Origin of the sequence: Agromyces sp. GXS1127, from assembly GCF_050565425.1 — a bacterium.
Classification (GTDB): domain Bacteria; phylum Actinomycetota; class Actinomycetes; order Actinomycetales; family Microbacteriaceae; genus Agromyces.
In genome coordinates, this window is record NZ_JBOCIG010000002.1 from 213,979 (window position 1) to 228,119 (window position 14,141).

At 65.9% G+C, this 14,141-nt stretch carries 14 protein-coding genes; 5 read left to right on the forward strand and 9 right to left on the reverse strand.

All coding sequences use genetic code 11. The features are described from left to right. The first annotated feature begins 98 nt into the window (after nt 1–98). The 4 genes from ACQ393_RS03960 (at nt 99) to ACQ393_RS03975 (ending at nt 3,929) form a co-directional block, all read left to right on the forward strand. Complete coding sequence (locus tag ACQ393_RS03960; protein WP_430645520.1) at nt 99–764, forward strand: TetR/AcrR family transcriptional regulator; 666 nt, start codon at nt 99–101, stop codon at nt 762–764. A 128-nt stretch (nt 765–892) separates the two neighbouring features. Then, the gene (locus tag ACQ393_RS03965) at nt 893–1,804 is read left to right on the forward strand and encodes a helix-turn-helix transcriptional regulator (RefSeq protein WP_430645521.1); all 912 of its coding nucleotides are present in this window, start codon (nt 893–895) and stop codon (nt 1,802–1,804) included. A gap of 183 nt (nt 1,805–1,987) precedes the next feature. Then, nucleotides 1,988–2,845: an aldo/keto reductase gene (locus ACQ393_RS03970; protein WP_430645522.1), complete on the forward strand. Its 858-nt coding sequence runs from the start codon at nt 1,988–1,990 to the stop codon at nt 2,843–2,845. A 115-nt stretch (nt 2,846–2,960) separates the two neighbouring features. Continuing rightward, a complete protein-coding gene (locus tag ACQ393_RS03975; RefSeq protein ID WP_430645523.1) occupies nt 2,961–3,929 on the forward strand; it encodes an aldo/keto reductase in 969 nt (322 codons plus the stop codon). A 37-nt stretch (nt 3,930–3,966) separates the two neighbouring features. On the opposite strand, the gene ACQ393_RS03980 is transcribed toward ACQ393_RS03975, so the two are convergent. The 9 genes from ACQ393_RS03980 to ACQ393_RS04020 form a co-directional block, all read right to left on the reverse strand. Beyond that, the gene (locus ACQ393_RS03980; protein WP_430645524.1) at nt 3,967–4,362 is read right to left on the reverse strand and encodes a (R)-mandelonitrile lyase; all 396 of its coding nucleotides are present in this window, start codon (nt 4,360–4,362) and stop codon (nt 3,967–3,969) included. A 25-nt stretch (nt 4,363–4,387) separates the two neighbouring features. Continuing rightward, a complete protein-coding gene (locus ACQ393_RS03985) occupies nt 4,388–4,666 on the reverse strand; it encodes a hypothetical protein (RefSeq protein WP_430645525.1) in 279 nt (92 codons plus the stop codon). Between the two features lie 124 nt (nt 4,667–4,790). Continuing rightward, on the reverse strand, nt 4,791–5,783 hold the full coding sequence (locus ACQ393_RS03990; protein ID WP_430645526.1) for an aldo/keto reductase: 993 nt from the start codon (nt 5,781–5,783) through the stop codon (nt 4,791–4,793). Between the two features lie 145 nt (nt 5,784–5,928). Continuing rightward, complete coding sequence (locus ACQ393_RS03995; RefSeq protein ID WP_430645527.1) at nt 5,929–6,963, reverse strand: aldo/keto reductase family protein; 1,035 nt, start codon at nt 6,961–6,963, stop codon at nt 5,929–5,931. 81 nt (nt 6,964–7,044) lie between these two features. After that, nucleotides 7,045–8,274, reverse strand: coding sequence for a glycoside hydrolase family 1 protein (locus ACQ393_RS04000; protein ID WP_430645528.1), 1,230 nt, complete (start codon nt 8,272–8,274; stop codon nt 7,045–7,047). Nucleotides 8,275–8,369: 95 nt separating this feature from the next. Beyond that, entirely contained in the window at nt 8,370–9,338 is a 969-nt protein-coding gene (locus tag ACQ393_RS04005) for an aldo/keto reductase (RefSeq protein WP_430645529.1), read from the reverse strand. Further along, nucleotides 9,335–10,171 carry a carbohydrate ABC transporter permease gene (locus ACQ393_RS04010; RefSeq protein ID WP_430645530.1) on the reverse strand — a complete coding sequence of 279 codons (837 nt, stop codon included), beginning with the start codon at nt 10,169–10,171 and terminating at the stop codon, nt 9,335–9,337. Before ACQ393_RS04010 ends, ACQ393_RS04005 begins: the two co-directional genes overlap by 4 nt. After that, nucleotides 10,168–11,109 carry a carbohydrate ABC transporter permease gene (locus tag ACQ393_RS04015; RefSeq protein ID WP_430645531.1) on the reverse strand — a complete coding sequence of 314 codons (942 nt, stop codon included), beginning with the start codon at nt 11,107–11,109 and terminating at the stop codon, nt 10,168–10,170. The genes ACQ393_RS04010 and ACQ393_RS04015 overlap by 4 nt, the downstream gene beginning before the upstream one ends. Before the next feature lie 89 nt (nt 11,110–11,198). After that, the gene (locus tag ACQ393_RS04020) at nt 11,199–12,515 is read right to left on the reverse strand and encodes an ABC transporter substrate-binding protein (RefSeq protein WP_430645532.1); all 1,317 of its coding nucleotides are present in this window, start codon (nt 12,513–12,515) and stop codon (nt 11,199–11,201) included. 199 nt (nt 12,516–12,714) lie between these two features. Here ACQ393_RS04020 and ACQ393_RS04025 point away from each other — a divergent pair, with 199 nt between their 5' ends. Next, on the forward strand, nt 12,715–14,133 hold the full coding sequence (locus tag ACQ393_RS04025) for a GH1 family beta-glucosidase (protein WP_271192395.1): 1,419 nt from the start codon (nt 12,715–12,717) through the stop codon (nt 14,131–14,133). Nucleotides 14,134–14,141 lie beyond the last annotated feature (8 nt).

The window sequence follows — 14,141 nt, forward strand, 5'->3', positions numbered from 1 at the left end:
CCTGCGATCACGAAGATCGATTTAGTGGAACCGTTGCTCCACTTCAAGAGTCAACCACACAACTGGAAGGACTATTCCACATCCGGTAAGATGATGACGTGACTAAGCCGTCGACTGCCGAACCCAAGCCGCTGCGGGCGGATGCCGAACGCAACCGGCAGGCCATCATCTGCGCCGCCGGACGCGTGTTCGCTGAAGAGGGCACCGCGGTCACGCTCGAGCACATCGCGGATGTCGCCGGTGTCGGAGTCGGCACGATCTACCGCCGCTTCCCCACAGTGGATGAACTGGTGACCGTGGTGATGGAGGAGAAGATCGCGCGGTACGCCGACCGCACCGAGCAGGCGGTCGAGCGCGCACGAACCGCGCCCTGGGAGGCGTTCGAGGACTACGTGTTCTTCATGCTCGAGCAGCAGGCCGCCGACCTCGCGTTCAGCGAACTCATCCTGCGTCCCCGCGACGCCACGGCCCTGTTCCGCAGCGAGATCTCTCGCGCTCTCGACGCCAGCATCGCCCTGGTGGACCGGGTCAAGGCGGCCGGGTCCCTTCGCGAGGACTTCGACCACAGCGACCTGTTCATGCTGATCAACGCCAACGCGGGCATCGTTCGCGGCATGGGACACGCTGCGCCACGGAGTTGGCGACGCTTCGGTGAATACATGCTCCAGGCCTTCCGCCATTCGGGCGACCACGAACTCACCCCGCCGCCGCGGACGTGGGCGCGCGCCAGCCGCGCACGCTCACAGGCGAGCATCACCGGTTGACGGGATGGCGCCGACGATGCTCGCCACTCCATTCCGGTTCTCGCGTTTCGGACCGCGAGGGGCGGACGTGGGTGGGGGGCCGCGGCAGAGCCTCCCGCGTCGTGGAACCGCATGCCTAGGGTGAGGTCATGACGGTGAAGGACGAGGTCCGCGAGTTCCTGATCACCAGGCGCGCCCAGGTGCGACCAGGCCAGGTTGGTCTGCCGGACTCCGGAGACCGGCGTGTGCCAGGACTGCGGCGCGAGGAAGTGGCGATGCTCGCCGATGTGAGCTTGGACTACTACACGCGACTCGAGCGGGGGAATATCCGCGGCGCATCGGAGAGCGTCCTGAACGCGATCGCACGGGCCCTGCTGCTTGACGATATCGAGCGTGCCCACCTCTTCGACCTCGCTCGCCGCGCGTCCGCCCCGCGAGTCTCTTCCCAGCCGATGCGTCCACCTGGGTCCGTGCGCACGTCGGTGCAGCGGGTGCTGGACAGCATGGCCCTGCCGGCAATCGTGTACAACGCGCCGCACGACATCGTCGGTGCGAACGAGGCCGGACGCGCGCTGTACCACATCCATTTCGACACCGACGCTCGCCCGAACATCGCCCGCACGACCTTCCTCGATCCACGCGCCCGCACGTTCTACGCGGATTGGGGGGAAGCGCGCCGGATGACCGCCGCGATGCTCCGACTCGAAGTCGGCCGGAACCCGCTCGACGAGGAACTCACCGCCCTGATCGGCGAGCTGTCGGCACGCAGCCCACAGTTCCGGAAGGACTGGGCCGAGCACGACGTCCACGAGCATCGCAGCGGGGTGAAGACCTTCAATCACCCCGGCGTCGGAGCGATCGAGGTGACATATGACGGCTGGCAGCTGCCCGGCGAGACGGGGTTGTCGATCGTGACGTACAGCGCCGAGCCCGGTACCCCCGACGCCGACCGCCTCGCTCTGCTGCCCGCATGGGCGGAAGGCCGACGGGCACGAACGCTCGATGCCGGTGATCCGCAGGATGCCACGCGCGTCGCGCGGATCGAAGGCTCGACCGGGTAGCCGGGACCGCCGTGAAGGATCTGGCGCACGATTCATCCGTCGACGGAGACGCGGTGCCACAGGTGTGTCGAATCGAGATTCACGCCCGAAGGCCTGGGGGGTCTGGTCCGGGCCTCCCACGCCGTTCGATTCGCAGCCACGATGGGAGCCGAACGTCGAGGAAGCACATCGGGAGGACCACGGATGCTCATGCGGAAGATCGGCTCGTTCGAGGTCAGTGCGATCGGCCTGGGCGGGATGTGGCTGTCGCTGGACGGCCGGCCCGAGGAGGGCCGCGCCATACGCACGATTCACGCCGCGCTCGACGCGGGCGTGACACTCATCGACACCGCCGACGCCTACCGGTCGCGGCCAGACGAGACGAATCACAACGAGATCCTGATCGCGAAGGCGCTGCGCAGCTACCGGGACGACACATCGAACGTCGTCGTCGCGACCAAGGGCGGCTTCCAACGGCCCGCCGATGGAAGTTGGGTCAACAACGGCACGCCGGAGCACCTCAAGACCGCGGCGCGGATATCGGCGAGGAACCTGGGCGTGGACAGCATCGCCCTCTACCAGTTCCACGACCCGGACCCTGCCGTGCCGTTCGAGGACTCGATCGGTGCGTTCAAGGATCTCCTCGCGGACGGTGTGATCCAGACGGCGGGCATCTCCAACGTCACCACGGATCAGATCCGCGTCGCCCGCGACATCCTGGGTGAGGGCCTGGTATCGGTGCAGAACCGATACTCCCCCGCCCACCAGGACTCGCGATCCGAGCTCGACCTCGCCGCCGAACTCGGGCTCGCGTTCCTGCCGTGGAACCCGCTCGGCGGCATCGGTCGCAGCCGCTCCATCGCAGGCGTGAACACGGCGTTCGGAGAGATCGCCGCCGAGCGCGGTATCAGCCCGCAGCAGGTCGCCCTGGCGTGGGAGCTGTCCCTCGCGCCCACGATGATCCCGATCCCGGGAGCCTCCCGCCCGGAGACCATCGTCGATTCCGCACGCGCGGTTGACCTGCGGCTCACCCACGACGAGCTGACCCGCCTGGGCAACTGACGAGGAGGGACGGTTGAATCCGAGTCGACGCGACCTTACCGCCGAGCGGGTTCGCTGACATGCTGAGTCCGGGCAGACGTCGACGCGCCATACGCCCGGAGAGGGGGCTCCTCCCATGAAGTACGGCAGGCTGGGCCCGACCGGCGTACGCGTTTCCCAGATCGGTTTGGGAACCGCCACATTCGGGGTCGCTCCCACAGCGTCAGATGCGGCCGGTATCGTCTCCGCGGCGCTCGATCTTGGGATCAACTTCTTCGATACGGCGGATGTGTACGGTTCGTCGCCGACGTTCGACAGGCCCGGCGCGCCTCCCTCGAGCGAGCGGGCGTCCGCGGAGGAGATCCTCGGCCGAGCACTCGCCGGTCGCCGCGACGAGGTCGTCCTCGCCACCAAGTGCGGTGAGCGGCGGTTCGATCCAGACGCCGGCCTGTCGCGACGGTATGTGATCCGCCAGGTCGAGCAGAGCCTGCGCCGACTGGGTACCGACTACATCGATCTCCACTACGCGCACTTCCCCGACCCCGACACGCCCCTGGAACAGACGCTCGCCGTCTACGACGACCTGATCCGACAGGGCAAACTGCGGTACGTCGGGCTGTCGAATCATCCTGCCTGGCAGCTCACCGAGGCGTTGTGGATTGCGGACGGCGCGCGGCTCAGGTCCGGACCGGTGTGCGCCCAGGTCAAGTACAGCCTGCTCGACCGGACCGCGGAGCGTGAACTGGCCGCGGCCTGCGAACGGTTCGACGTGTCGATCGTGCCGTACGCGCCACTGCACGGAGGCCTGCTCGCCGACCTGGCCGTCCTGGATCGTCGGATCTCCGGTGACCAACGCTTCGGCGGCACGGGTTTCACCGAGACCGAGATCGCGGTCGCAGGGGAACTCGAACGGCTCGCCCGCGTCTGGGGCATGGGCATGCAACAGGTGTCCCTGAGCTGGCTGCTTTCCCGTCCGGCCGTGGCTTCCGTGATCATCGGCGCCGAATCCGTCGACGAACTCCAGGCCAACGCCTCAGCGGCTGACGTGCAACTGACGACGGAGCAGGCGGACGCCGTATCGGCGCTGACCACCGCCGGTCACTGAGCAGCCCGCGGGTCCAGCACCCGAGCGTCGAGGCCGGCTACCGGGCGCCGTACTCCGCGTCGGTCACGTGGTTCCCCCAGACCGCGCTCGGCTGACCGGGCAGCGTATCCCACACGGCGAGGTGGGTCATGAAGCTATCCGGCGCAGCCCCGTGCCAATGTTCCTCCCCCGGAGGACAGACCGCTGTCTCGCCCGGCCGCACTTCGACGACGGCGCCGCCTCGCGATTGCACGAGCGCGATCCCTTCGAGCACGTGCAACGTCTGACCCCCGGGATGCGTGTGCCATGCCGTCCTGGCGCCTGGAGCGAAGCGGACGATTCCGGCGTTCGCCTGCTGGCCGGTTCCGTTCGGTGCCGCGACGGCGTCCAGCCAGACATCACCGGTGAACCACTCGGGCGGATTCTTGATGGTTTCGTGACGATGGACTTCCATGATCTCCTCCGTGTGTGGGCGGGCGTCAGCGTTCGAGAGCGGGGGCTGCGAGGGCACGGAGGGTCGGCACCGGGTCCTCTGTGTCGGGTTGCACGTTCACGGAGACGTGATCGGCGCCGGCGTCCCAGTGCGCCCACGTGCGATCCGCGAGTTCGTCGATGGTGCCGTGCGCGACGATCGTGTCGACGAGACGGTCGCTCCCGCCGTCGGTGAAGTCGGTGTCGCTGAAGCCGGCCCGCCGCACCGTCTCGGTGTAGTTCCGAAGCTGCAGGTACCGGTCGAGGAACCGCCGCCAATCGGGCACTCCAGAAACCAGGCCGTTTCAACTCGGTCACGCTCGTTCTCCTCGATGGGGGTCGTCGGCTCCGCGCGCGAAGCGCTCGGCTGCGAGGGGGCGACGGCGTGTCGGACTCCGGTGGAGTCCGCCATCACACCCACGTCGGCAGGTGCTCGTCGGTGTATCTCGCGCCGACCGCGCCGTCCGGGATGATCTCGTCGATCAGGTCGAGTTCAGTCGCCGTGAGTGAGAGCGCGGCGGCCGAGATGTTCTCCTCCAGCCGATCCACGCGTCGGGTGCCGGGAATGGGCACGATGTCATCCCCCTGTGCGAGCAGCCATGCGAGCGCCAACTGTGCTGCCGTCACGCCGTTGTCGTGGGCCAACGCAGTGAGCCGATCGACCGCACTGACGTTCGAACGATAGTTCTCACCCTGCCAGCGAGCATCATGACGCCGGAAGTCGCTCGCCTCGTACTGCTCGGCCGGCTTGACCGCCGATGTGAGGAAACCGCGTCCCAACGGCGAGTACGGGACGAACCCGATGCCGAGCTCCCGGGCGGCCGGAAGCACCTCGGACTCCACACCCCGCTCGAACAGCGAGTACTCGGTCTGCACCACGGAGACCGGCTGCACCGCGTGAGCGCGCCGCAACGTCTCCGGTCCCACCTCGCTGAGTCCGAAGTAGCGGACCTTGCCCTCCTCGATCAGTTCCTTCACGGCGCCCGCCACTTCCTCGACGGGCACAGCCGGATCCTGCCGGTGCTGATAGAGCACATCGATCACCTCCGTTCCGAGGTAGCGCAGGCTGTTCTCCGTCACTCGGCGGATGTTCGACGGGCTCGAGTCACGACCATTGGAATCGCCGTTCGCGTCGTAGGTGAACCCGAACTTCGTCGCGAGCTGCACTGATTCACGGAACGGCGCGACTGCCTCGCCCAAGAGCACCTCGTTCGCGCCGTTCCCGCGGTTGTACAGCTCGGCGGTGTCGAACAGGGTCACGCCGAGCTCATGGGCCCTGCGGATGACCCGGAGGTGCTCCTCCCGGCTCCCGCCACGACCGTAGAAGGCGGTCATCCCCATCGTCCCCAAGCCGATCTCGGCGACCTTCAGTCCCTGTCGTCCCAGCGTTCGTTCGTGCAGCATCCGGCCTCCCTGATGTCTTCGAGTGATGCACTCGCTCTCTACGATGCAGGGAGCGCCCGGGCGGCGGGAGGTCCGGACAGGCACCCCCAAGAGCGGCATCGAGCGGACGCCGGTGTCGCGGAGCCTCTGTCGCTTCGCTTCAGTGCTACGGCGTGGTCCCCCAGCCATCGGTGCGAACGCGGTCGACCGGCGATTCGAGGCTGGTCTTCGCAGGGTCGCGTTCGACGACGTCGCCGAGCGCGTCGTCGATTGCAGCCAGGGCGTCGGGCGGGAGGACGACTCCGGAAGCTGCGGCATTCTCGACGACCTGCTCGGGACGCGATGCGCCGATGAGCGCAGCCGCGACGTTCTGGTTCTGAAGCACCCACGCGATGGCGAGCTGAGCCATCGTGAGGTCGAGCTCGTCGGCGACCCGACCGAGACGCTGAACCCGATCCAGCACGTCGTCGCGCATCCAGCGTTCGATCATCTCGGCACCGCCGTTTCCGTCGGTCGCACGGCTGCCGGTCGGTGCCGCGTGTCGGGAACGGTACTTGCCGGTCAGCACGCCCTGGGCGACTGGCGACCACACGATCTGGGAGATGCCGAGCTCCCGCGACGCCGGCACGACGTCTGCCTCGATCACGCGCCACAGCGCGGAGTACTGCGGCTGGTTCGACACGAAGGGGATGCGCAACTCCCTCGCGAGGGCGGCACCTTGTCGCAACTGATCGGCCGTCCATTCGCTGACCCCGATGTACAACGCCTTGCCCGACCTGACGAGGTCGGCGAACGCCACCATCGTCTCCTCCAGGGGGGTGGCGTAGTCCCAGCGGTGAGCCTGATAGAGGTCGATATAGTCGGTTCCGAGGCGTCGGAGCGACCCATCGATGGACTCCATGATGTGCTTGCGCGACAGGCCGGAGTCATTCGCTCCGCCGGGTCCGACCGGGAAGTACGTCTTGGTGAGGATCTCCAACGATTCGCGACGCACGCCCTTCAACGCCTCACCGAGCACGGTCTCAGCGGCGGTGTTGGCGTACATGTCGGCCGTGTCGAACGTGGTGATGCCGACATCGAGGGCGGCACGGACGCAGGCCTTCGCCGAGTCGTTCTCGACCTGGGAGCCGTGCGTCAACCAGTTGCCGTAGGTGATCTCGGTGACTCTGAGCCCCGAGTTTCCCAGGTACCGGTACTTCACTTCGTCCTCCAGACGTCCTCGTCGAGCGCCGATGTCGGCTTCTGACGAAAGCCTAGCCCAATACAACTCATCGATTGGCTTTCATTGTTTGAACACAGGTCCATGCGCCCGCAATGCCGAGATGTCCCCGCTGCGCGCGACGCGCTCCAGCGCGTAGGCGCTGGGCTTGGGAACCCGGCGGAACTCCCCGTCGCGGTCTACTGCGATGAGGCCGAACTTGGGACGATACCCCTCAGCCCATTCGAAGTTGTCGAATGCCGACCAGTGAATGTATCCACGCACGTCGACTCCCTCCGACCTTGCTCGCGCGACCGCCTGAAGGTGCGATTCGAGGTAGTCGATCCGTTCGGCGTCGTCCTCGGTCGCGATGCCGTTCTCGGTGACATACAGCGGAAGCCCTGTCTTCGCAGCTCGATGGAGCATGTCGCGGAGGCCGTCCGGATGGACGGCCCATCCCATCTGCGTGAGCCGGGTTCCCGGGGGTGGCGTGCCGAACAAGATGGGCGACGCCGGATCCACCCAGTTCTTCCGGTAGTACTGGACGCCGAGCCACCCTCCGGCGTCAGGATCGCCGGTGAGGCCATCGAGGTAGAGATCGACGACTTCAGCGCGTAGCGCCCGCATGAAGACCTGAGTTGCCTCATCCTCGCGGGCTGGTGCGAGAAGTGGCAGTTGCACGACGAGACCCGGGTCGGCGGTGCTCTCGTCTCGAACCGCGCGAACCGCCAGCCGGTGAGCATCGAGCAGGACGCGGCCCACGCGCTTCCAGAGCGTCGGATTCGTCTCCCCTGGAGGGAAGTACCCCTCGAGATAGCCGTGGAGAGCCACCATCTGGGGTTCGTTGATCGTGCACGCGAAGTCCATGAACTCGCCGAGCTCGGGCAGGATCCGCCGGCAATAGCGGTCGAAGCAGGCCAACGCGTCGTGCGACAGCCATCCACCTCGTTCCGCGAACCACGCCGGCAGCGTGAAGTGATTGAGGGTGACGAATGACCGCATACCCGTCGCTCGCAGAGTCTCCAGCACCGTCCGGTAGTGCGCGATCGCCGCACGACTGAACTCGCCTGGCGCGGGTTCGATGCGTGCCCACTCGACGGACAGCCGGTGAGCGCTATGCCCCATTCCCGCCAGCAACTCGAAATCGTCCGAATAGCGGTGATAGTGGTCGATGGCGTCGCCTGAGGACTCCAGGGCGGCGCTGCCCGGCGCGTGCTCGTATCGCCACCAATCCGAGTTGTGGTTGTCCCCCTCGACCTGGTGTGCAGCGGTCGCCGTTCCCCAGAGGAAGTCGGCTGGGAAGTCACGAGTCACTTGTCCTCCGTGTGGGCCATCCAAGGGCGAGCTCGAGTCGTGGAGCGCCGGGCGGTTCACGTCCGCGACGCCCGTCCACGTGCCGTTGCCCGCCGTCAGTCGTTGATCCAGTGGGTTCGCGCGGGTGTCAGCTCGTCCAGTTCCGCCCAGACCTCATCGGGAATGTTCACGTCGAGGAGGCGCTGGGCTTCGTCGATTCGCCCGGGATTGGATGCGCCGATCAGGGTCGTATCGATGCGCGATTCGCGGACGGAGAACTGCAGCGCGGCTGCGGCGATGGGGATCCCGACCGTGCTGAGGAACGTGGCGATCCGCTCAGCGGCATTCACCTGCTCCGCGGTCCCCAGTCCGTATGCGTACCGGTCGCCGGGTCGGGGCCGTCGCGCGAGCGCGCCGCCGCCGAACGGCGCCGCGTTGATCACGCCCATGTTCCGCGTTCGTGCCCGGTCGAGGAGTTCGTCCGCCGTGCGGTCCACGAGCGTCCAGCGGTTGTGCGTCAGGACTACGTCGAAGTGATCCGTCTCCACGTACCGGGTCATCTCTGCGGCCGCGCCTCCGGCGATGCCGATCGAGCCTGCCAGGCCAGCGTCCCGCAGTTCGAGCAGCCCCCGGATGGCGCCGTTCCGGCCCAGTGCTTCGTCGACCGAGATGTGCCCCTCGGGGTCGTGGAGGTGCAGCAGGTCGATGCGGTCCAGTCCCAGCCGTTCCGTGCTCTCCTCGAAGGAGCGCAGAACACGGTCGCGGTCGAAGGCTCCGCTCGTGGGATCGGCATCCACCTTCGTGGCGATCAGGTGGCCATCGGGCACGCCTCCGAGATCCCGGATGGCCTCGCCGATCCGCTGCTCGCTGCGACCGTTGCCGTACGCGTTGGACGTGTCGAGCAGCGTGAATGGTCCGGTCAGAGCACGGACTGCTGTGGCGACGCCATCCTCGTGGGAGGTGTCGTGCCCGTAGAGCCCTTTCATGCCGCCGAGTGGGCTCCCGCCGATGCCCACTGGCGTCGTCAGGAGACCGGAGCGGCCCAGTCGCCGAAGCGAACTCGCTTGCGTCGCTTCCGCGCTCATCCCTTGACCGCTCCGGAGGTCAGGCCCGCGACGATCTGCTTGTTGAAGAAGATGAAGATGAGCAGCGGCGGAATCGTGATCAGCAGGATGTCGGTGAAGAGCAGGTTGTACGACGTGAAGTACTGACTCTGGAAGTTGTACAGGCTCAGCTGGACGGTGACGTTGTCCGCGCCCGGAGCGAAGTACAGCGGAGCCGCGAAGTCATTGAATACGAACACCGATTGCACGACGATGACCGTGACGATGACGCTTCGCAGCAACGGGAACGCGAACTGGAAGAACAGTCGAATCGGGCCGGCACCGTCGATGATGGCGGCCTCGTCGATCTCTCTCGGGACAGTTGCGGCGAATGCACGGAACAGCAGGATGCAGAACGACAGTCCGAACGCGATCTCGATCAGGATCAGGCCAGGCATGGTGGCGAAGATGCCGAGGGCCTTCATCACGAAGATCGTGGGTACGACCGCCGGGGGGATGATGAGACCTGCCAGAACGAGCATGTTGATCAGCCCGTTCCAGCGAGTCTGACGGCGCTGGAGGGTCCAGCCGACCATCGCAGCGAGAACCACCATGATGCTGACCGAGAAAACGGTCAGGATGCTGCTGTTGATGAACGCGCGGACGACGGTGTAGTCGCGGATCTGCAGTACTTCGGTGACGTTCTCGAAGAGGCGGAAGTCCCCGACCGGCCATCCGAACTCGAGCAGGTTCGCTTCTTCGCGGGTCTTCATCGCCGTGAGGAGGATGAAGATGAACGGCACCAGGAAGATGATGCCGGTGACGACAATGGCGATGATGCCGCCGACGAGGTTCCGGATTCGCTCGGTTCTCACAGCTCTTTCGACTTCCGGTTCAAGAAGATGTAGATCGGCAGCACGATTGCCGTCACCAAGACGAACAGGATGACGTTCCCGGCGGTGGACAGTCCGTAGTAGCCGGCGGCGTACTGCTTGTAGATGACAGACGCGATCGTGTCACTCGCGAACCCCGGCCCGCCGCTCGTCATCGTCCAGATCAGGTCGAATGTCCGGAGGCCACCGATGAGCGACAGGATCACCACGGTGATCGTGGCAGGTCGCACCAAGGGCAGCGTGATGTGCCAGAAGTTGTGCCACGCGTTCGCCCCGTCGACTCGGGCGGCTTCGTAGTAGTCGCTCGGGATCGCAACGATTCCTGCGATGTAGATGAGCGCTGCCAGGCCCACGCCCTTCCAGATGTCGACGATCGCGATGGAGTAGATCGCCATGTTCGGGTCGGTCAGCCAGTTCGGCCCGGTGATTCCGATCACCGCGAGCGCCTCGTTCACCAGTCCGTCGAAGGGGTCGAAGAGGATCTTGAAGGTCACGCCCACGCCGATCGTCGAGACGAGGACGGGGAAGAAGACGACTGCGCGAAGATAGCCGCGGGCGAAGATCCCGGAGGTGAGGACGACAGCGAGGAGGAGACCCAGCACCACCTTGGCGAACGACGTGAGTGCGCCGAAGATGAGGGTGTTGATGAAACCCTGGAAGAGCCTCTGCTGGGTGAAGAACGTCACGAAGTTGTCGAATCCGATGAATTCTGCGGACGTGAGGTTCCATCGAGTGAACGCGAAGTAGAACGAGATGACGGTCGGGAACAGGAAGAGGACTCCGTAGATGACTCCTGCCGGGGCGTAGAACCAACCGGGGTACGCGAACGCGAAGGGGTCCTTTCCGCCGCGCCGCTTCCGTTCCGTTCGTGCAGGTGGGCTGTCGCTCCGCGAGCTCCGGGTCCGCTGTCGCGGTGGCATCGTCGTGGTCAAGAGATCCTCCAGAGGGTGCGGCGGAGCCGACGTGCCGTCGGCCCCGCCGCGAATTACTTCGTGCTAATGCCGGCGGATCACCAGCCGGGAAGGCCCAGCTGCTGTGCAAGGAGAACGTTGTCCTCGTCGTATGCAGCGGCTGCCTCTTCCGCGGTCGAGATCCCGGAGCCCACCTCGACGGTGAAGTTGGCGAGGTTCGGCCCCTTGACGACGGACAGGAACTCGAACGCCGGCTCGGTCTTGCCGGACTCGAAGTACGGCAGCATGTCGGAGACGATCTGGGACACGTCGCCGCTCATCTCGCAGCCATTCACCACGTACGGCCCAGCGTTGCCGCGGGCCTCGCCGATCGCGGCGCAACCCTCGGGGCTGGCGACGAACGCCATGAACTCCTTCACCTCATCGGGGTGCTCCGTGTACGCCGGCGAGTAGACCGACGACGGCATCCAAGTGGTGAGGCCGAGGTCGTCCGCGGATTCACCGGGGACCGGGAAGAAGCCGATGTTGGCGTCGGGGAAGTCCTGCTTGAACGTGGCCTGCGTGAAGGTGAGCATCGGGTACATCGCACCCTCACCCTCCGCGAGCTTCGCCAGCGCCTGATCGAACAGCAGCGTGGAGTAGTCCTCGTTGAACGCTCCGGCATCTGCCAGGTCCTGCAGCTTCTGGAACGACTGCAGCCCTGCACCGTCGGCCCAGGTGGTTTCGTTCGCCGTGATCTCCTCGGCGAAGGCCGGGTCCTCGGCCAGGACGTTGTAGAAGTCACCGAGCACAACGAGCTGCGATGTCCAGGTGTCGCCGTAGGACTGGATGACCGGCGTGATCCCCGCGTCGCTGAGTTCGGAGACGACGTCGAGGAACTCGTCCCACGTCTGCGGAACCTCGACTCCGGCTTCCTCGAACACGTCGACGTTGTACAGGATTCCGCCTCCCATCGCGTTGCCCACCGGCGCACCGTAGGTGCCGTTCTCGGTCGAAACCGTGGCGCGATAGGCGTCGTTGAGGTCACCCACCCAGGGCTCGTCGGCGATGTTCAGGAGTTGGTCGTCCGGCTGGAGCGCGTACATCAGCGCGCCGCTGTTGTACCAGAGCAGGTCGGCCATGTCGCCGGAAGCGAGCCGTGTCTTGATGAGGTTGTCGCCCTCCACACCCTCCGGACCCGAGGCATCGACTTCGACGGTGATGTCGGATTCGTTCTGGTCGTTGAAGGCCGCAGCGAGCGCCTCAGCCGTGGCGATGTCGTCCGGAACGCCGGCCCCCATGTACCAGGTGAGCGTCACGGGCTCGCCGTCGCCGCTGTCCCCTCCGCCATCGGAACAACCGGTGAGCGCGAGCGCGCCGATGAGAACACTGGTTCCGACGACGGTGCGAAGCCGTCGGGTTCGATGGTGCAGCATCAGTACCTCCTTGTAGCGATTGCTGTGATGCGTCAGGATGCCGATCCGAAACTATTTCACTGACCGGCTTTCAGTTTGAAGCTAGACCCGCTGAGCCCGTCCTGTCAATGACTGGGATCGGGAATTCTCGTGATTGCAACCGGGACGTGACCAAGCCCCGGATGTGCCGGTCGATGATTGGCATTAGCGTCTTGCCTTCGTGAGCATCGGGTCATATCGTGAACGTTCACGAGCCTACGTCGAAGGAGGCGCTTTGCCTAGCCTTGATCTCCCCCCGCACTTCCGCTTCGGGGTCGCCACGAGCGCGTTCCAGATCGAAGGCGGCTGGAACGCCGATGGCAAGGGGCCCTCGATCTGGGACACTTTCGGGCACACCAGCGGCAAGGTGAAGGACGACGTCCCAGGTGATGTCGCGTGCGATTCGTATCATCGTCATCGCGACGACATCGCTCTGATGAACGCACTCGGCTTGGACACCTACCGCCTGTCGATGAGCTGGCCTCGGCTGCTCCCCGAGGGTACGGGTCGAGTCAACCCCGCCGGCGTGGCGTACTACGACCAAGTCATCGACGACCTCCTGAGCGCGGACATCCAGCCGAACGTGACGCTCTACCACTGGGACCTGCCCCAGGCCCTCGAGGATCGCGGCGGCTGGCCGAATCGGGACGTGGCGGAGTGGTACGCCGAGTACGCCGCGCTCGTCTTCGACCGTTTCGGGGACCGCGTCAACCGATGGGCGACCCTCAACGAGCCGATCGCGATCTGGGCAGGGTACGGCGAGGGCTTCTTCGCGCCCGGGCGACGAGACGCAGCCGACGGACGGCAGGCGATGCACAACGCCCTGCGCGCGCATGGGCGCGGAGTCCAGGCCTTCCGCGCGGCCGGTTCACCAGGCGAGATCGGCATCGTGCTCGACATCTGGAAGCGTCACCCCAAGACGGACTCACCCGCCGACATCGCTCTCGCGAACGCGGGTGACGACGACGGATTCCGCTTCTTCTTCGACGCGCTGCTCGGCGGCGGGTACAGCGATCGCATCCGCGCCAGGCTCGAAGCCGACGGCACGATGCCGGAGATCGCCGACGGGGATCAGGCGCTCATCTCGGAACCGTTCGACTACCTCGGCCTGAACGTCTACTCGCGTGTGGTCGTGGACTCCGAGAAGAACGACGGCACGAAGTGGGCGCAGAGCGACCCCTTCCCCGGCGGGAACTTCCTCGACAACGGACAGGAGTACTACCCGAGAGCGGTGTTCGACGCGCTCGAGTTGGTGCGCGACGACTACGGATGGAGCGGCCCCATCCACATTACGGAGAACGGCATGACCGACGGCCCTGCGTCCGCCGCCGACCCGCTCGACGACGACGAGCGCATCAGGTATGTCCGCGGATTCCTGGAATGGATCTCCGAAGGAATCCGCGCCGGCCACGATGTCCGCAGCTACTACCTCTGGTCCCTCATGGACAACTACGAGTGGTCGGCAGGATTCAGTGCGAAGTTCGGTATCGCTGCGGTCGACCCCGCCACGCTGGATCGGATCCCGAAGAAGTCCGCGCTGTGGTATCGAGACCTCATCGCAGCTCACCGTGCGACGAGGACCTCTCAACTGGTGCGTTGAGCGGTTCG